Source organism: Streptomyces sp., from assembly GCF_031181705.1.
GTDB lineage: Bacteria > Actinomycetota > Actinomycetes > Streptomycetales > Streptomycetaceae > Streptomyces.
Map to the genome: position 1 here is coordinate 1 of NZ_JAPSKN010000047.1, position 16,312 is coordinate 16,312.

Sequence of the window (16,312 nt, forward strand, 5' to 3'; positions counted from 1 at the left end):
GCGTGCCCGCGGGCTACGGCAGGTTCCTGGCCATCACGATCCGCTGGACCTGGTTCGTGCCTTCATAAATCTGCGTGATCTTGGCGTCGCGCATCATGCGCTCCACCGGGTAGTCGCGGGTGTAGCCGTAGCCGCCGAGGAGCTGGACGGCGTCCGTGGTGACCTCCATCGCCACGTCCGAGGCGAAGCACTTGGCGGCGGCGCCCTGGTAGGTGAGGTCGGCGTCGACGCGCTGGGAGGCGGCGGCGGCCTGGTAGGTCAGGGCGCGGGCGGCCGAGATCTTCATGGCCATGTCGGCGAGCATGAACTGGATGCCCTGGAAGTCGGCGATCGGCTTGCCGAACTGCTTGCGCTCCTTGACGTAGCCCTTGGCGTAGTCGAGGGCGCCCTGGGCGATGCCGAGGGCCTGGGCGGCGATGGTGATGCGGGTGTGGTCGAGGGTCTTCATCGCCGTGGCGAAGCCGGTGCCCTCCTCGCCGATCATGCGGTCGGCGGGGATGCGGACGTTGTCGAGGTAGACCTCGCGGGTCGGGGAGCCCTTGATGCCGAGCTTCTTCTCCGGGGCGCCGAAGGAGACGCCCTCGTCGGACTTCTCGACGACGAAGGCGGAGATGCCCTTGGAGCGCTTCTCCGGGTCGGTGACGGCCATCACCGTGTAGTACTCCGACTCGCCGGCGTTGGTGATCCAGCGCTTCACGCCGTTGAGGATCCAGTGGTCGCCGTCGCGGACGGCCCTGGTCTTCATGCCGGCGGCGTCGGAGCCGGCGTCCGGCTCGGAGAGGCAGTAGGAGAACATGCCCTCGCCCTTGGCCAGCGGGGTCATGTACTTCTTCTTCAGCTCCTCGGAGCCGGAGAGGATCACGGGCAGCGAGCCGAGCTTGTTCACGGCCGGGATGAGGGAGGACGAGGCGCACACGCGGGCCACCTCCTCGATCACGATGACGGTCGCCAGGGCGTCGGCGCCCGAGCCGCCGTACTCCTCGGGCACGTGCACCGCGTGCAGGTCGTTGGCGACCAGCGCCTGCAGGGCCTCGCGCGGGAAACGGGCCTCCTCGTCCACCGCGGCGGCGTACGGCGCGATCTTCGCCTCGGCCAGCGAGCGGACGGCGTCACGGAGCATGTCGTGCTCCTCGGACGGGCGGTACAGGTCGAAGTCAGCCGATCCGGCCAAGGTCTCTCACGCTCCAAAACGCTGCGATGGTGGCGCTAACTACCGTTAAGTAATCAAAAGTTTATGGGGTCGCCCTCGGGAGGGATACGTGAGCTAGGCGACAGCTGGGAAGTTGCCCGGTGAAGCGCGCCCCCATGCCCCGGCTATGCTCGGGCGCGCACCACATGCCGTAGACCCACTGGAGCACCCATGGCCCTGAAGATCACCGTGATCGGCACCGGTTATCTCGGCGCGACACACGCCGCGGCCATGGCCGAACTGGGCTTCGAGGTGCTCGCTCTCGACGTCGTCCCCGAGAAGATCGAGAAGCTGGAGCGGGGCGAGGCCCCGATGTACGAGCCGGGTCTGGACGAGCTGCTGCGCCGGCACGTGCCGGGGTTCGAGGGCTCCAGCGGCCGGCTGCGCTTCACCCAGGACTGGGCCGAGATCGGCGCGTTCGGCGATGTGCACTTCGTCTGTGTGAACACCCCGCAGCGGCACGGTGAGTACGCCTGTGACATGTCGTACGTCGACTCCGCGTTCGCCTCGCTCGCGCCGCATCTGCACGGGCCCGCGCTGGTGGTCGGCAAGTCGACGGTGCCGGTGGGCTCCGCGGACCGTCTCGCGGCGTACCTGGCCGCGCACGCGCCCGCCGGGGAGGACGCCGAGCTGGCCTGGAACCCGGAGTTCCTGCGTGAGGGCTTCGCCGTCGACGACACGCTGCACCCGGACCGGATCGTGGTGGGCGTGCGCAGCGAGCGGGCCGAGAAGCTGCTGCGCGAGGTGTACGCGACGCCGATCGCGGAGGGCTCGCCCTTCGTGGTGACGGACTTCCCGACCTCCGAGCTGGTGAAGACGTCCGCCAACTCCTTCCTCGCGACGAAGATCTCCTTCATCAACGCCATGGCGGAGGTCTGCGAGGCCGCCGGCGGCGACGTGGCGAAGCTGGCGGAGGCGATCGGCTACGACGACCGGATCGGCAAGAAGTTCCTGCGGGCCGGGATCGGCTTCGGCGGCGGCTGTCTGCCCAAGGACATCCGGGCCTTCATGGCGCGCGCCGGTGAGCTGGGCGCGGACCAGGCGCTGACGTTCCTGCGGGAGATCGACTCGATCAACATGCGCCAGCGCGGGCAGATGGTGGAGCTGGCCCGGCAGGCGCTGGGCGGCGGGCCGTTCCTCGGCAAGCGGGTGGCGGTGCTGGGCGCGACCTTCAAGCCCGACTCGGACGACGTGCGCGACTCGCCCGCGCTGAACGTGGCCGGGCAGATCCACCTCCAGGGCGGCCAGGTCACGGTGTACGACCCGAAGGGCATGGACAACGCCCGCCGGGTCTTCCCCACCCTCGGCTACGCGGACTCGGCGCTGGAGGCCGTGCGGGGCGCCGACATCGTGCTGCACCTGACGGAGTGGCGGGAGTTCCGCGAGCTGGACGAGGAGGCCCTCGGCGAGGTCGCGGCGGCCCGGGTCATCCTGGACGGCCGCAACGCCCTGGACCCGGAGCGCTGGCGCAAGGCCGGCTGGACGTACCGGGCGATGGGGCGCCCCAGGGCGTAAGCGCTCAGGAACACGAGAACAGGCGACGCCGGTTCGGCCGAGGCTCAGTCGGCCGAACCGGCGTCTTGTTGCATTCTGCCCCACCGGGCCCGGACACGGGGCGCCTCGGTCCCCCTCGGCCCGGGCGCCCGCCCCACGCCGTCCGGCTCGGCCCGGCAGGACGTGTCCCGGGCGCGGCTGCGCCTGGAGCGGCTCAGCCCGGTAGCGGCGTGGCTCAGGCCCCCTTGGAGCGGTAGCGGCGCATCTTGGCCCGGGCTCCGCACACCTGCATGGAGCACCAGCGGCCGCGGCCGGCCGGGCTGCGGTCGTAGTAGGCCCAGTGGCAGTCGGGGGCCTCGCAGGCCTTCAGGCGGGTCCAGGTGCCGGCGACGAGGGCCTCGGCGACGGCGGCCGCGACACGGGCGCGCAGGGAGGTGCCGTCGGCGGGGGCGAGGGCGGCCGAGCCGTCGGCCGGGTCGACCGTGACGACGAGGGGGGCGGCGGCCAGCAGCTCGCCGAGCGGGGGCACCTCCCGGTGCGGCGGGTGGCCGGCGTGGGCCAGGAGCACGGCCCGCAGCGACTCGCGCAGGGCGCGGGCGCCTTCGGCCTCGCCCTCGGTGACCCCGACGCGCGCCCGGCCTTCCGGCGTGTCCAGCGCATCCGCGCCCGACTCGATGTCCAGCGTGTTCACGAGGGCCTCGACCAGGGCCAGGCCGCCGGGTGCGGGCGATCTCTCCGTCATGGCTGGACCGTACCTCTCGGGTTTTCCCTTGCGAGGTTACCTCCAATAGGGGAGCATGCAGTAACGGTTACCGATTACCCACTCCATAGGGGTAACAGCGACTTCGAGGAGGAAGTCATGGCTCTCGCCAAACTGGGTGTCGTCGTCCTGGACTGTCCCGACCCGCGCGCCCTGGCGGGCTTCTACGCGGAGGTGCTCGGCGGCACGCCGGCGGTGCAGACGGACGGCCAGGACGAGTGGGTGGACCTGGAGGTGCCGGGCGGACCGGCGCTGGCGTTCCAGGCGGCCCCCGACCACGTGCCGCCGCGGTGGCCCTCGCCGGAGCACTCGCAGCAGTTCCACCTCGACCTGGTCGTGGAGGACCTGGACACGGCCGAGAAGGGCGTGCTGGCGCTCGGCGCGAAGCCGCTGGACGCCGAGGACCGGGAGCGCACCTTCCGGGTTTACGCCGACCCGGCCGGGCACCCGTTCTGCCTGTGCGCCGCTTGAGACCGGGAGGCTCCATGTCCGCTGTGGCACGTTTCCGTTCCGTGGTCCTCGACTGCCCCGACCCGCGCGCGCTGGCGCGCTTCTACGCACAGGTGGGCGGCGGTACGCCGGAGGGCGACGACCCCGACTGGGTGGTGCTGCGGGTCCCGGACGGCCCCCGGCTCGCCTTCCAGCGCTCCCCCGGCTACACACCGCCGGAGTGGCCGCGGGCCGACCGCAACGCCCAGCAGTTCCACCTGGACTTCGACGCCGGGTCGACCTGGGAGGAGATGGACGCGGCCGAGGAGCGGGTGCTGGCACTGGGCGCGCGGGTGCTGGACCGGGAGGACGACGAGAAGAAGGACTTCCGGGTGTACGCCGATCCGGTGGGGCATCCGTTCTGCCTGTGCCGGATCGAGCACGAGTGACGCCGCGCCGGCAGGACATACCCCGCGGGCCCGTCCGCGAGGACGGGCCCGTCAGCCGTCCAGGTCGGAGATGGTCGCCGTGGACGGGGCGCGGCGCTGCTGGGCGGCCCTGGCGGTGAAGTCGGCGCCGCGCAGCACGCGCTGGACGTTGCCCCAGGTCAGCAGGGCCACATCGGCCTCCTCCCAGCCGCGGCGCAGCAGTTCGCCGATCAGCCGCGGGTAGCAGGAGGTGTCACCGAGCTCCTGGGGATGGGCGGAGCCGGTGTCGTAGGTGCCGGACAGGCCGACGCTGTGGGCTCCGGCCACGGCCCGGATGTGGTCGAGGTGGTCGGCCACGTCGCGGACGGTCGGCCCGGTCTGCTCGGCGGTCAGCGGCACCAGGCACAGCCCCTTGGCCGCGCCCAGCTCCGCGAGCAGGTCGTCGGGGAGGTTCGCCGGGTGGGGGCGGACGGCCCGGGCGGCGGAGCGGCTGCACAGCACGGGCGCCCGGGAGAGGCTGAGGGCGCGGCGCAGGGTCTGCGGCGAGGCACCGGAGAGGTCCGCGATCACGCCCAGCCGGTTCATCTCGCGCACGACCTCCTCGCCGAACCGGGTCAGCCCGGCCTCGCTCGCCCAGGACACCCCGGTCAGGGTCAGCACGCGCAGGCCGAGCAGGTGCAGCTGGCGCAGGGTGCCCAGGGAGTCGCCGAGGGCGGAGGCTCCGGCGGGGCCGAAGAGCACGGCGACCCGGCCGCAGCTGCGGGCGTCCACGACCTCCCCGGCCGTGGTGGCGGGACGCAGGCCCTCGTCGCAGGTGCGCGCGACGGTCTTGGCCAGGTCCAGCTGCTCCAGGGTGGCGCCGACGGCCCGGTCCCCGTCCAGCCCCTCGGGCAGGTGCAACGACCAGAACAGGACGCCGACATGACCGTCGCGCAGCCGGGGCACGTCCGTGTCGACGGTGCTCTCGCCGAGCTCCAGGTCGTAGTACGACAGGCGCTTGAGGGCCCAGGGCAGTCCGTTGTAGCCGTCGGCGACGGGGTGCGCGGCGAGGACGGCGTGGGCGCGGGTCAGCGGCGCGTCGTCGGGGTCGGAGACGGGCTCGTACGACTCCGCCGTGACGACTGCCTCCTCGGGGTACGGGTCGGCCAGGTCGTCGAGGTCGCCGGCCGCGACGGTGGGGCGCAGGTCGTCCTGGAGATCTGCCATGGCGGCTCCCGTACGGTCGTTCGTGAGGTACGGTCACCGTCGCACGGCCCGGGGGGCGGTTCCTGGTGGGAGCGGCGTTCGGGGTACGACCCGGTGAGGCCGCGCGCTCAGGGCAGCCGGGCCGCCTCGATCACCTCGTCCAGGGTGTCGCGGGAGCGGACCAGATCGCCGATCATCCGGTCGATGCGCTCCCGTTCGGCGGTGAGGTCGGCGACGAGCTTCGGCGTGGCGACCGCCGAGGGCCCGCCGTCGCTGTCCCGCATGCAGGGCAGCAGCTCGGCGATCTTGGCGCTGCACAGTCCCGCCGCGTACAGCTCCTGGATCCGGATGACCCGGTCCACGGCCTTCTCCGGGTACTCCCGGTGCCCGCCCGGGGTCCGCTCGGCGGTGAGCAGTCCCTGCTGCTCGTAGTAGCGCAGCGACCGCTCGCTCACGCCGGTGCGCCGGGCCAGTTCGCCGATCCGCACGTGGCCTCCCGGACTTGATTCTGACATCAGTGTCAGGTTCTAGCGTACGGGCATGACGCAGCAGACGACAGCGCTCTTCGCCCCGTTCCGGCTTCCCGCCCTCGATCTGCCCAACCGCCTGGTGATGGCCCCGCTGACCCGGAACCGGGCCACGGCCGACGGCACGCCGACCCCGCTCATGGCCACCTACTACGCCCAGCGCGCCTCGGCCGGGCTGATCATCGCCGAGGCCTCGGCGCCGAACGCGGCCGGGCAGACGTACCCGAACATCACCGCCGTCCACCGGCCGGAGCATGTGGCCGGCTGGCGGCGGGTCACCGACGCCGTGCGGGCGGCGGGCGGGCGGATGTTCCTGCAGCTGCAGCACGGCGGCCGGGTCGGCCACCCCGCGACCAGCGGGCTCACCCCGGTGGCGCCGTCCGCCGTCCCGCTGCCCGGGACGATCTTCACGCCGCACGGGCACCGGCCGGCCGTGGTGCCCCGGGAGATGACCGCCGAGGACATCCGCACCACGGTCGCGGACTTCGCCCGGGCCGCCCGCAACGCGCTGGACGCCGGTTTCGAGGGGGTGGAGGTGCACTCCGCCAACGGGCATCTGCTCCACCAGTTCCTCGCCCGCAACACCAACCTCCGCACCGACGGCTACGGCGGCACGGTCGCCCGGCGCATCCGGTTCACGGCCGAGGTGACCGAGGCCGTGGCCGCCGGGATCGGGGCGGAGCGCGTGGGGCTGCGCGTCTCCCCCGGCAACACCGTCAACGGCATCGCGGAGGGCGAGACCGAGGAGCTGTACCCGGCGCTCGCCGAGCGGCTGGGCGGGCTGGGGCTCGCGTATCTGCACCTGGGGTACGCCGACCCGCGGACCCCGGTGTACCGGACGGTGCGCGCCGCATGGCCCGGGGTGATCGTCGCCAACCCGGTGCTGAGGGAGGTCCGCACGGACGGTGTGCTCCGGGCGTCGAAGGAGCTGCTGGCCGCCGGGGCCGACCTGATCGCGCTCGGCCGGCCCTTCCTCGCCAACCCGGACCTGGTGGAGCGGCTGCGGCTCGGGGCGCCGCTGAACCCGATGCGCGACCGGTACTTCATGTACGTGGGCGGGGCGGCCGGCTACACCGACTACCCCGCCCTCGGCGCTCAGGAGACGGGCGCGTCCAGCGACTCGATCGTGGCGTGGGACGGCGGCCGGGTCTGCTGAAGCCCCCGGGCCACGTCCTCGGCCGCGTCCAGCACCCGCACCGCGTTCTTCCAGGTCAGCTTGGCCAGGTCGGCCTTGGACCAGCCCCGGTCGAGCAGTTCGGCGATCAGGTTCGGGTAGCCGGAGACGTCGTCCAGGCCGTCCGGGGTGAAGGCCGTGCCGTCGTAGTCGCCGCCGATGCCGAGGTGGTCGACGCCGGCCACCTCGCGCATGTGGTCCAGGTGGTCGGCGACCGTGGCGACCGTGGCGACCGGGCGCGGGTGCCGCTCCTCGAAGGCGCGGTGGACCTTCATGGCCTCGGCGGTGGTGTCGAGGTGGTGGAAGCCGTGGGCGCGCATGTTCTCGTCGGCCGCGGCCGTCCAGTCCACGGCCGCCTGGAGCACGAACTTCGGCACGAACGTCACCATCGCCATGCCGCCGTTGGCGGGCAGCCGCTCCAGGACGTCGTCCGGGACGTTGCGGGGGTGGTCGCACACGGCCCGCGCGGAGGAGTGGGAGAAGATCACCGGGGCCGAACTCGTGTCGAGCGCGTCCCGCATGGTCGTCGCCGCCACGTGGGAGAGGTCGACGAGCATGCCGAGCCGGTTCATCTCCCGCACGACCTCGCGGCCGAAGGCGGTCAGGCCGCCGGCCCGCGGCGCGTCGGTCGCGGAGTCCGCCCAGTCGACGTTGTCGTTGTGGGTGAGCGTCAGATAGCGCACGCCCAGGCCGTACAGGCCGCGCAGGGTGCCGAGGGAGTTGGCGATGGAGTGGCCGCCCTCCGCGCCCATGAGCGAGGCGATCCGCCCCTCGCGGCGCGCGGTCTCCATGTCGGCGGCCGTCAGCGCGGGCCGCAGGTCCGCCGGGTGGCGGGCCAGCAGCTGCCGCACGCAGTCGATCTGCTCCAGCGTGGCCGCGACCGGATCGGGCGCGTCCGTGCGGACGTACACCGACCAGTACTGCGCACCGACCCCGCCGGCCCGCAGCCGCGGCAGGTCGGTGTGCAGGTGCTCGCTCTGGTCGACGGCGACGTCCCGGGCGTCGAGGTCGTAGCGGACCTGCTCGCGCAGCGCCCAGGGCAGGTCGTTGTGCCCGTCGACGACCGGGAACTCGCTCAGGAGTTCCCGGGCCGCCTCCCGGGACGTCACCGCCGTCACTTCCCCGCGCCGAAGCCGAAGCCGCCCGTGCCCTCGACCTTGGAGCGCAGGCGCTTGCCCTTCTCGGTGGCCTGGTCGTTCAGCTCCTGCTGGAACTCGCGCATCCGCGCGCGCAGGTCCTCGTCGTGCGCGGCGAGGATGCGGGCCGCCAGCAGACCGGCGTTGCGGGCTCCGGCGACCGAGACCGTGGCGACCGGGACGCCGGCCGGCATCTGCACGATCGACAGGAGGCTGTCCATGCCGTCGAGGTACTTCAGCGGCACGGGCACTCCGATGACCGGCAGCGGCGTCACCGAGGCGAGCATGCCGGGCAGGTGGGCGGCGCCGCCCGCCCCGGCGATGATCACCTTGAGCCCGCGGGCGTCGGCCTGCTCGCCGTAGGCGATCATCTCGCGCGGCATGCGGTGCGCGGAGACGACGTCGACCTCGTAGGCGATCTCGAACTCGTCGAGGGCCTTCGCGGCGGCCTCCATGACGGGCCAGTCGGAGTCCGACCCCATGACGATGCCAACAACAGGGCTCATTCGGTGATGGTGCCTCTCAGGTAGCCGGCAGCGTGACGGGCGCGCTCCAGCACGTCGTCCAGGTCGTCGCCGTAGGTGTTGACGTGACCGACCTTGCGGCCGGGCTTCACGTCCTTGCCGTACATGTGGATCTTGAGCTGCGGGTCGCGGGCCATGCAGTGCAGGTACGCGGAGTACATGTCCGGGAAGTCGCCGCCGAGGACGTTGACCATCACCGTCCACGGCGCGCGCGGGCGCGGGTCGCCCAGCGGCAGGTCCAGGACCGCGCGGACGTGGTTGGCGAACTGGCTGGTGACCGCGCCGTCCATCGACCAGTGACCGGAGTTGTGCGGGCGCATCGCCAGCTCGTTGACGAGGATGCGGCCGTCGCGGGTCTGGAACAGCTCGACCGCGAGGTGGCCGACGACGCCGAGTTCCTTGGCGATGTTCAGCGCCATCTCGGAGGCCTGAAGGGCGAGGGCCTCGTCCAGGTCGGGCGCCGGGGCGATGACCGTGTCGCACACGCCGTTGACCTGCCGCGACTCCACGACCGGGTAGGCGACGGCCTGGCCGTGCGGGGAGCGGACGACGTTGGCGGCGAGCTCGCGGACGAAGTCGACCTTCTCCTCGGCCAGCACGGGGACCCCGGCCCGGAACGGGTCGGCGGCCTCCTCGACGGAGCCGACGACCCACACGCCCTTGCCGTCGTAGCCGCCGCGGACGGTCTTCAGAACGACGGGGAAGCCGTCCCCCTCGGCGGCGAAGGCCGCCACGTCCTGCGGATCGGACACGATCCGGTGCCGTGGGCAGGGCACGCCGATCGCGTCGAGCCTCGCGCGCATCACCCCCTTGTCCTGGGCGTGCACCAGCGCGTCCGGGCCGGGGCGCACGGGAATCCCGTCCGCCTCCAGCGCCCGGAGGTGCTCGGTGGGTACATGTTCGTGATCGAAGGTGATCACATCGCACCCGCGCGCGAACTCACGCAGCGTGTCGAGGTCGCGATAGTCGCCGACGACGACATCGCCCACGACCTGCGCGGCGGAGTCCTGCGGGGTGTCACTGAGGAGCTTGAACCTGATGCCGAGCGGGATGCCAGCCTCGTGCGTCATACGCGCGAGCTGGCCCCCGCCGACCATGCCGACTACCGGGAACGTCACGCTCCCAGGGTATCGGCCGCGCCAGGGTGGCCGGTTTCCTGCCCCTCCCCGCCCCGGTCCGGACCATCTCCGGCCGTCCACCGGCATCCACAGGAAGATCGCGCACGAGGGTGGTTAGCATGGCTGGGTTGACGCCGACCACGGACGGGGGCCTGCACGACCATGGGACATGGTGCTTCGCGGCTCCGGCGGCTCGTCCACGAGGTCGCCAAGTTCGGCGCGGTGGGCGGGGCCGGCGTGCTGGTCAACCTCCTCGTGTTCAACCTCGTACGGCACGTCACCGACCTGCCGGTGGTCCGCGCGAGCGTCATCGCGACCGTCGTCGCGATCGTCTTCAACTACGTCGGCTTCCGGTACTTCACCTACCGCGACCGCGACAAGTCCCGCCGCACGCGGGAGCTGACCCTGTTCCTGCTGTTCAGCGCGGTCGGGCTGGTCATCGAGAACGGCGTCCTGTACACGGCGACCTACGGCTTCGGCTGGGACACCCCGCTGCAGAACAACGTCTTCAAGTTCGTCGGCATCGGGATCGCCACGCTCTTCCGCTTCTGGTCGTACCGCACCTGGGTGTTCCGCGCGCTGCCCACCCGGGAGGCCGTGCCGGACGCGGAGTCGATCCTGGACCGGGAGCGCACCGGGCAGCGGGTGCCGTAACCGGTCGGCGGACCGGCCCGCGCAGGGGTCAGCGGATCGTCGGCTCCGCGCCGCCGTCGGCCTGCTTCCTGACGGCCGTGCGGGACAGGAACAGGCCGAAGACCGGGGGCTTGGTCTGCAGCATCTCCAGCCGGCCGCCGTCGGCTTCCGCCAGGTCGCGGGCGACGGCGAGCCCGATGCCCGTGGAGTTGCGGCCGCTGATCGCGCGCTCGAAGATGCGGGCGCCCAGGTCGGCGGGGATTCCCGGGCCCTCGTCCGTGACCTCGATGACGGCCTGGTTGCCGGTGACGCGGGTGCGCAGCGCGACCGTGCCGCCGCCGTGCATCAGGGAGTTCTCGATCAGCGCGGCCAGCACCTGGGCGACCGCGCCGGGCGTGCCCACCGCCTGGAGGTGCCGTTTGCCGGAGCTGACGATGGCCCGGCCGGCGCTGCGGTAGGCGGGGCGCCACTCGGCGAGCTGCTGCTGGATGACCTCGTCGAGGTCGAAGGTGACGGCGGAGCCGGTGCGCGGGTCACGCGAGTTGGTCAGCAGCCGTTCCACGACGTCCGTGAGCCGCTCGACCTGCGTCAGCGCGATCGTCGCCTCCTCCTTCACCGTGTCCGGGTCGTCGGTGAGGGTGATCTCCTCCAGCCGCATGGACAGCGCCGTCAGCGGGGTGCGCAGCTGGTGGGAGGCGTCGGCGGCGAGCCGCCGCTCGGCGGTCAGCATGCGCGCGATGCGCTCGGCGGAGCCGTCCAGCACGTCCGCGACCCGGTCCAGCTCGGGCACTCCGTAGCGCTTGTGCCTGGGGCGCGGATCGCCCGAGCCGAGCCGTTCGGCCGTCTCCGCGAGGTCGGTCAGCGGCGAGGCGAGCCGGTTGGCCTGGCGGACCGCGAGCAGCACCGCGGCCACCACCGCCAGCAGCGCCACCAGGGCGATGATCAGCAGGGTCCGGCCGACCTCCCGGGTCACCGAGGAGCGCGGCTCCTGGACGGTGACCGTCTCGCCCTCCTCGCCGGGCGCGGTCGCGCTGATGACGTCACCGGGGGGCTTGTCGCCGATCTCGATGGGCGCCTCGCCGGGAAGCCGGATCACGGCGTAGTAGCGGTCCTGCGTGACCTGCTTGCGCAGCACCTCCGCGTCGACCTGCTGGGCGACGAAGAGCCGGCTGTCGACGATGCTGGCCAGCCGCACCGCCTCGGACTCCACCCGCTCCTGGGCGCTGTTGCTGATCGTCCGCGTCTCGACGATGACGAGCGAGACCCCGAACACGGCGATCACGACCAGCACCACGGCGAGCGTGGACTGGATCAGTCGGCGGCGCATGTCCTGTTTATCCGATCACCGATTACCCGTGCTCCGCGGCTCAGCTCTTCTCGAAGCGGAAGCCCACACCGCGCACGGTGGCGATGTAGCGCGGGTTGGCCGCGTCGTCGCCGAGCTTCTTGCGCAGCCAGGAGATGTGCATGTCGAGGGTCTTGGTCGACGACCACCAGGTGGTGTCCCAGACCTCGCGCATCAGCTGGTCGCGGGTGACGACCCGGCCGGCGTCGCGCACCAGCACCCGCAGCAGGTCGAACTCCTTGGCGGTGAGCTGCAGCTCCTCGTCCCCCATCCAGGCGCGGTGTGACTCGACGTCGATGCGCACGCCGTGGGTGGCGGGCGGCTGCTGGGGCTCGGCGGCACCGCGCCGCAGCAGGGCCCGGACGCGGGCGAGCAGCTCGGCCAGCCGGAACGGCTTGGTGACGTAGTCGTCGGCGCCCGCGTCGAGCCCGACGACCGTGTCCACCTCGTCGGCGCGCGCGGTCAGGATGAGAATGGGGATGCTGTGGCCTTCGCCACGCAGGCGGCGGGCCACCTCCAGTCCGTCCATGCCGGGCAGACCCAGGTCGAGCACGACCAGGTCGACGCCGCCCTGCAATCCGGCGTCGAGAGCGGTGGGTCCGTCCTCACGCACCTCGACCTCGTAGCCCTCCCGGCGCAGAGCACGGGCCAGCGGCTCCGAGATGGACGCGTCGTCCTCGGCGAGCAGTACTCGGGTCATGTGGTGATGGTAGACCTGCGGGGCCCTGAGCTGGGGTGTGACCGGAAGCATCGGTTCTTACCGGCTCCACACCGCCTTCTTACGCACCGGGGGAACCGGCACGGGCCTGCGCCTGTGGGGTGGGATCCTGGTAAGGACCTTGGAAACGGGGCGTACGGTTCCCTTGTCACCTGTGATCCGTGTCTCAAGTCCTTCCATATGCCGCGGTGTCCTGCCGTATGGTGAATCGACGCCTGTAGCACCACGGCGACCTTCGGAGGCGGTTGGCCCTGGAGGTCTCTTTTGTGTGCGGGCCGGTTCGCCGCCGGCCCCCCGAGTGAAACGACCTGTGGCCGGGCCTCGTCGTGCGGTGACGCGCGTAGAGGCGTGGATCCCGGTGGCGACCGCCCACCGCTTCGTGATCCGGAGCGGACCCCCCGCAGGCGTCGGGCGGACGGCCGTACGCACCGGTGCCGGCAACCCCCACCGGGCGCACCACCGCAGTCGCGGAAGGCGCGTCCCGAGCAGCAAGGAACCACCATGGCGTCCAGCCTGACGAAGGACTCGGCCCGCCCGGGCACCCCGGGCCCCGAGAGGACCTTCTTCGGCCACCCCCGCGGACTGGCCACCCTCTTCATGACCGAGATGTGGGAGCGGTTCAGCTTCTACGGCATGCGGGCCCTGCTCGTCGTCTACCTGCTCTCCGGCGGTCCGGACGCCAAGAAGGGCAGCATGGGCGGCGGTCTGGGCATGGACCTCGCCACGACGACGGCGATCTACTCGGTCTACCTGTCGATGGTGTACCTCCTCGCCATGCCCGGCGGCTGGCTCGGCGACCGGGTCTGGGGTCCGCGCAGGACGGTGGCGATCGCCGCGGTCACGATCATGGCGGGTCACCTGGTGCTGGCCCTGCCCGGCGGGCAGGCGCCCTTCTTCGCCGGTCTGGCGCTGGTCGCGCTCGGCTCCGGCCTGCTGAAGGCCAACATCTCCACCATGGTCGGCCACCTCTACGACGGGCCGGACGACCCGCGCCGTGACGGCGGCTTCACGATCTTCTACATGGGCATCAACATGGGTGCCTTCTTCGCGCCGCTGATCATCGGCACCGTCGGCCAGCAGGTCAGCTGGCACCTCGGCTTCGGTCTGGCCGCGGTCGGCATGGGCATCGGTCTGATCGCCTTCCTCCTCGGCACCCGCCACCTGAGCCCGCAGAGCAACGTCGTGCCCAAGCCGCTGGCCGCCGAGGAGCGCACCGCCTGGCTGCGCAAGGGCCTGCTGTGGCTGATCGTCGCGACCGTCTTCTACGGCGTCGTCGGCCTCACCGGCCACTTCACGCTCAACTGGGCGATGATCCCGCTCACCGTGATCGGCCTGGTCATCCCGGCCGGCGTGCTGATCCGCATCAAGCGGGACAAGGAACTCAGCGACGTCGAGCAGTCGAAGATGACCGGCTACATCTGGTTCTTCGTCGCGGCGGCCGTGTTCTGGATGATCTACGACCAGGGCGGTTCCACGGTCCAGGCGTTCGGTGAGACCAAGGCCGCGGGCTCGCTGCTCGGCTTCGACTTCCCGTCCTCCTGGTACCAGTCGCTGAACCCGGTCTTCATCATGGCGCTGGCCCCGGTCTTCGCCTGGATCTGGCTGTGGCTGAACCGCAAGGGCAAGGAGCCGAGCACCGTCGCCAAGTTCGCCGCGGCGCTGTTCTTCATCGGCGTCTCGTTCTTCTTCTTCCTGCTGCCGCTGGGCATGGCCGACGGTGACACGCCGGTCAGCCCGATGTGGCTGGTGGGCATCTACCTGATCCAGACGGTCGGCGAGCTGTGCCTCTCCCCGGTCGGTCTGTCCGTCACGACCAAGATGGCCCCGGCCAAGTACGCCAGCCAGATGATGGGCGTGTGGTTCCTCGCGGTCACGGCGGGCGACTCGGTGACGGGCCTGCTCTCCAACCCGGCCGTCGGCGGCGTGGACCTGAGCGGCACCGGCGCGGTCGCCGTGGAGGCCGTGCTGGCCGCCCTCGCGGGTATCGCGGTGTACATGTACCGCCGGAAGGTCAAGGCCCTGATGGGCGACGTCCACTGACGCCGGCCACGGACCGTGACAAGGGCCGCCGCACCGTCGAGGTGCGGCGGCCCTTTCGCGCGTTCCCGGTGGGCCGGCGTCCGGGGGCGGCCCACCGGCGGGGCGGACCGCGTGACCGGGGATGCGAAGGCGGACGGCCCTCGCTTCACCCGTTCGGCCGCGGGGAGGACACTCACTCAGGGAGGGGAGATCCGGGGCCCGGAACGGGGGAAGGCGGGAGCGGGCAGCAGGGCCTGGAGCACCTGAGCCAGGGAACGGTACGGCCCGGGAGGAACGCGGGCCGGGTGGCGCGCGGGCCCGCCGTCAGGCCGGTGCGCCCAGTTCCGCCCACACCGTCTTGCCTCCGACCCCCGGGGTGCGCACGACGCCCCAGTCCAGGCACAGGCGCTGGACGATGAACATGCCGTGTCCGCCGGGGCGGCCCGCCCGGTGGGGGGTACGGGGTGCCGGCTGGCCGGTGCCGCGGTCGCTCACCTCTATGCGGATCACCTTGTTGTCGCAGGTGATCTGGAGCCCGTCCGGCCCCTCGGCGTGCAGACAGGCGTTGGTGACCAGCTCGGAGACGACGAGCAGGACGTCCTCGGCGGCGGCCCGCTGGTCGGCGGAGGCGGCGGGCAGCCAGCCCCACGCGTACAGCGCCTGGCGGGTGAAGTCGCGCGCGAGCGGGACGACCCCGCTCTCCCCCTCGAAGCTCAGCCGGCGCACCTGCCGGCCCCCCGGCGGCGCCGCGGCTCCGTCCTGCACGGCCATGCCCTCGCCGGCCGCACCGGCCGCCGCCACGCCACCCTCGGACGCCCCGGAAGCGCCGCTGGGCTCCGGCCCGCGGTCGCCCGGCGAGTAAGGCCGGGTGGTGCTCATCAGCGCTTCACCTCACCGATTCACCAGTTCATGATTCAAAAGATTCAGTACACAGTCAGTCACGCGGTGCGCGGCACGCCCGGTTTCACTGCACCCCCGGGTCACCCCGCGTCCGACAGGCTCAGGATGTCTCCTGCCCGGGCGGACCCGGGGAACACCCCTGTATTGCGCACGAAACTCGTGACGAGGGCGGGACACCGGTCACAGAGGTACGTCAGGGGCGCGGCGGGCCGGGGCACGCCGGTCAGCCCGACTCGTCGGCGAGGGCCGCCTCAAGGGTGTCATGGACGCTGAAGACCGCATCCGCCCCGGTGATCTCGAACACGCGCGCCACCACCGGCTGCATCCCGGCGAGCGACACACCACCACCGGCGGCCTCGGCCTTCAGGCGCGCCCCGAGAAGCACGTTCAGCCCCGTGGAGTCGCAGAACTCAAGACGCGCGCAGTCGATGACCAGGCGCTTGAATCCCTTGGCGAGGCAGTCCTCCAGTGGCTCGCGCAACAGATCGGCGGTGTGGTGATCCAACTCACCCGCCGGGGTCACGACGGCACTGGGGCCCTCTTCCCGCACCTCCACCAGAAGCCGGCCAGACTGTGCGCTGCCGACCGTCCCGCGGTCCATGCCGCCTCTCTCTCCCGACGTCGTGACTGTTGCTGACGCCCTCGAACACTACGCCTTCCTCACACAGTCCGACACCCGAACAACCACGCACAAACGGACATATGCCCGCAGAGCGCACTTGCGGTCGGCTCA

The 16,312-nt window shown here is 71.9% G+C and carries 17 protein-coding genes; 6 read left to right on the top strand and 11 right to left on the bottom strand.

Annotated elements, in window-relative coordinates; translation table 11 throughout:
• Positions 1-13: 13 nt before the first annotated feature.
• Entirely contained in the window at positions 14-1,171 is a 1,158-nt protein-coding gene (locus RIN80_RS12060) for an acyl-CoA dehydrogenase (protein WP_309095559.1), read from the bottom strand.
• 189 nt (positions 1,172-1,360) lie between these two features.
• Here RIN80_RS12060 and RIN80_RS12065 point away from each other — a divergent pair, with 189 nt between their 5' ends.
• A complete protein-coding gene (locus tag RIN80_RS12065; RefSeq protein WP_309095560.1) occupies positions 1,361-2,704 on the top strand; it encodes a UDP-glucose/GDP-mannose dehydrogenase family protein in 1,344 nt (447 codons plus the stop codon).
• 214 nt (positions 2,705-2,918) lie between these two features.
• Here the strand turns inward: RIN80_RS12065 and RIN80_RS12070 are convergent, their stop codons facing one another.
• The gene (locus RIN80_RS12070) at positions 2,919-3,425 is read right to left on the bottom strand and encodes a CGNR zinc finger domain-containing protein (RefSeq protein WP_309095561.1); all 507 of its coding nucleotides are present in this window, start codon (positions 3,423-3,425) and stop codon (positions 2,919-2,921) included.
• Between the two features lie 117 nt (positions 3,426-3,542).
• On the opposite strand from RIN80_RS12070, the gene RIN80_RS12075 reads away from it, so the two are divergent.
• A complete protein-coding gene (locus RIN80_RS12075; protein ID WP_309095562.1) occupies positions 3,543-3,914 on the top strand; it encodes a VOC family protein in 372 nt (123 codons plus the stop codon).
• Positions 3,915-3,928: 14 nt separating this feature from the next.
• Positions 3,929-4,321 carry a VOC family protein gene (locus tag RIN80_RS12080; protein ID WP_309095563.1) on the top strand — a complete coding sequence of 131 codons (393 nt, stop codon included), beginning with the start codon at positions 3,929-3,931 and terminating at the stop codon, positions 4,319-4,321.
• Between the two features lie 51 nt (positions 4,322-4,372).
• Here the strand turns inward: RIN80_RS12080 and RIN80_RS12085 are convergent, their stop codons facing one another.
• Both RIN80_RS12085 and RIN80_RS12090 read right to left on the bottom strand, forming a co-directional pair.
• Positions 4,373-5,506, bottom strand: coding sequence for a dipeptidase (locus RIN80_RS12085; RefSeq protein WP_309095564.1), 1,134 nt, complete (start codon positions 5,504-5,506; stop codon positions 4,373-4,375).
• A 107-nt stretch (positions 5,507-5,613) separates the two neighbouring features.
• Positions 5,614-5,973 carry a MerR family transcriptional regulator gene (locus RIN80_RS12090; RefSeq protein WP_309095593.1) on the bottom strand — a complete coding sequence of 120 codons (360 nt, stop codon included), beginning with the start codon at positions 5,971-5,973 and terminating at the stop codon, positions 5,614-5,616.
• Between the two features lie 52 nt (positions 5,974-6,025).
• Here RIN80_RS12090 and RIN80_RS12095 point away from each other — a divergent pair, with 52 nt between their 5' ends.
• Entirely contained in the window at positions 6,026-7,168 is a 1,143-nt protein-coding gene (locus RIN80_RS12095) for an alkene reductase (protein ID WP_309095565.1), read from the top strand.
• Here RIN80_RS12095 and RIN80_RS12100 read toward each other — a convergent pair.
• From RIN80_RS12100 to RIN80_RS12110, 3 genes are read right to left on the bottom strand one after another with little or no spacing between them, the layout of a single operon-like run.
• Positions 7,108-8,295 carry a dipeptidase gene (locus RIN80_RS12100; protein ID WP_309095566.1) on the bottom strand — a complete coding sequence of 396 codons (1,188 nt, stop codon included), beginning with the start codon at positions 8,293-8,295 and terminating at the stop codon, positions 7,108-7,110. The two genes, RIN80_RS12095 and RIN80_RS12100, sit on opposite strands and share 61 nt — an antisense overlap.
• Before the next feature lie 5 nt (positions 8,296-8,300).
• Entirely contained in the window at positions 8,301-8,828 is a 528-nt protein-coding gene (purE, locus tag RIN80_RS12105) for a 5-(carboxyamino)imidazole ribonucleotide mutase (RefSeq protein ID WP_309095567.1), read from the bottom strand.
• A complete protein-coding gene (locus tag RIN80_RS12110; protein ID WP_309095568.1) occupies positions 8,825-9,964 on the bottom strand; it encodes a 5-(carboxyamino)imidazole ribonucleotide synthase in 1,140 nt (379 codons plus the stop codon). Before RIN80_RS12110 ends, purE begins: the two co-directional genes overlap by 4 nt.
• 162 nt (positions 9,965-10,126) lie before the next feature.
• On the opposite strand from RIN80_RS12110, the gene RIN80_RS12115 reads away from it, so the two are divergent.
• On the top strand, positions 10,127-10,618 hold the full coding sequence (locus RIN80_RS12115; RefSeq protein ID WP_309095569.1) for a GtrA family protein: 492 nt from the start codon (positions 10,127-10,129) through the stop codon (positions 10,616-10,618).
• A gap of 28 nt (positions 10,619-10,646) precedes the next feature.
• Here RIN80_RS12115 and RIN80_RS12120 read toward each other — a convergent pair whose 3' ends face one another.
• Together RIN80_RS12120 and RIN80_RS12125 are read right to left on the bottom strand one after the other, a co-directional pair.
• Entirely contained in the window at positions 10,647-11,924 is a 1,278-nt protein-coding gene (locus tag RIN80_RS12120) for an ATP-binding protein (protein ID WP_309095570.1), read from the bottom strand.
• 40 nt (positions 11,925-11,964) lie between these two features.
• Positions 11,965-12,642: a response regulator transcription factor gene (locus RIN80_RS12125; protein WP_309095571.1), complete on the bottom strand. Its 678-nt coding sequence runs from the start codon at positions 12,640-12,642 to the stop codon at positions 11,965-11,967.
• Between the two features lie 519 nt (positions 12,643-13,161).
• Here RIN80_RS12125 and RIN80_RS12130 point away from each other — a divergent pair.
• Entirely contained in the window at positions 13,162-14,700 is a 1,539-nt protein-coding gene (locus RIN80_RS12130) for an oligopeptide:H+ symporter (protein ID WP_309095572.1), read from the top strand.
• Between the two features lie 303 nt (positions 14,701-15,003).
• On the opposite strand, the gene RIN80_RS12135 is transcribed toward RIN80_RS12130, so the two are convergent.
• Both RIN80_RS12135 and RIN80_RS12140 read right to left on the bottom strand, forming a co-directional pair.
• Complete coding sequence (locus tag RIN80_RS12135) at positions 15,004-15,558, bottom strand: ATP-binding protein (RefSeq protein WP_309095573.1); 555 nt, start codon at positions 15,556-15,558, stop codon at positions 15,004-15,006.
• Positions 15,559-15,802: 244 nt separating this feature from the next.
• A complete protein-coding gene (locus RIN80_RS12140; RefSeq protein ID WP_309095574.1) occupies positions 15,803-16,180 on the bottom strand; it encodes an STAS domain-containing protein in 378 nt (125 codons plus the stop codon).
• Between the last annotated feature and the right edge of the window lie 132 nt (positions 16,181-16,312).

What these genes read in the sequence shown, in the direction of transcription:
- RIN80_RS12080 (WP_309095563.1), top strand. Translation starts at nt 3,929, where the DNA reads ATGTCCGCTGTGGCACGTTTCCGTTCCGTGGTCCTCGACTGCCCCGAC.
- RIN80_RS12135 (WP_309095573.1), bottom strand. Translation starts at nt 15,558, where the DNA reads ATGAGCACCACCCGGCCTTACTCGCCGGGCGACCGCGGGCCGGAGCCC.
- RIN80_RS12075 (WP_309095562.1), top strand. Translation starts at nt 3,543, where the DNA reads ATGGCTCTCGCCAAACTGGGTGTCGTCGTCCTGGACTGTCCCGACCCG.
- RIN80_RS12130 (WP_309095572.1), top strand. Translation starts at nt 13,162, where the DNA reads ATGGCGTCCAGCCTGACGAAGGACTCGGCCCGCCCGGGCACCCCGGGC.
- RIN80_RS12115 (WP_309095569.1), top strand. Translation starts at nt 10,127, where the DNA reads ATGGGACATGGTGCTTCGCGGCTCCGGCGGCTCGTCCACGAGGTCGCC.
- RIN80_RS12125 (WP_309095571.1), bottom strand. Translation starts at nt 12,642, where the DNA reads ATGACCCGAGTACTGCTCGCCGAGGACGACGCGTCCATCTCGGAGCCG.
- RIN80_RS12120 (WP_309095570.1), bottom strand. Translation starts at nt 11,924, where the DNA reads ATGCGCCGCCGACTGATCCAGTCCACGCTCGCCGTGGTGCTGGTCGTG.
- RIN80_RS12065 (WP_309095560.1), top strand. Translation starts at nt 1,361, where the DNA reads ATGGCCCTGAAGATCACCGTGATCGGCACCGGTTATCTCGGCGCGACA.
- purE (WP_309095567.1), bottom strand. Translation starts at nt 8,828, where the DNA reads ATGAGCCCTGTTGTTGGCATCGTCATGGGGTCGGACTCCGACTGGCCC.
- RIN80_RS12070 (WP_309095561.1), bottom strand. Translation starts at nt 3,425, where the DNA reads ATGACGGAGAGATCGCCCGCACCCGGCGGCCTGGCCCTGGTCGAGGCC.
- RIN80_RS12095 (WP_309095565.1), top strand. Translation starts at nt 6,026, where the DNA reads ATGACGCAGCAGACGACAGCGCTCTTCGCCCCGTTCCGGCTTCCCGCC.
- RIN80_RS12140 (WP_309095574.1), bottom strand. Translation starts at nt 16,180, where the DNA reads ATGGACCGCGGGACGGTCGGCAGCGCACAGTCTGGCCGGCTTCTGGTG.
- RIN80_RS12085 (WP_309095564.1), bottom strand. Translation starts at nt 5,506, where the DNA reads ATGGCAGATCTCCAGGACGACCTGCGCCCCACCGTCGCGGCCGGCGAC.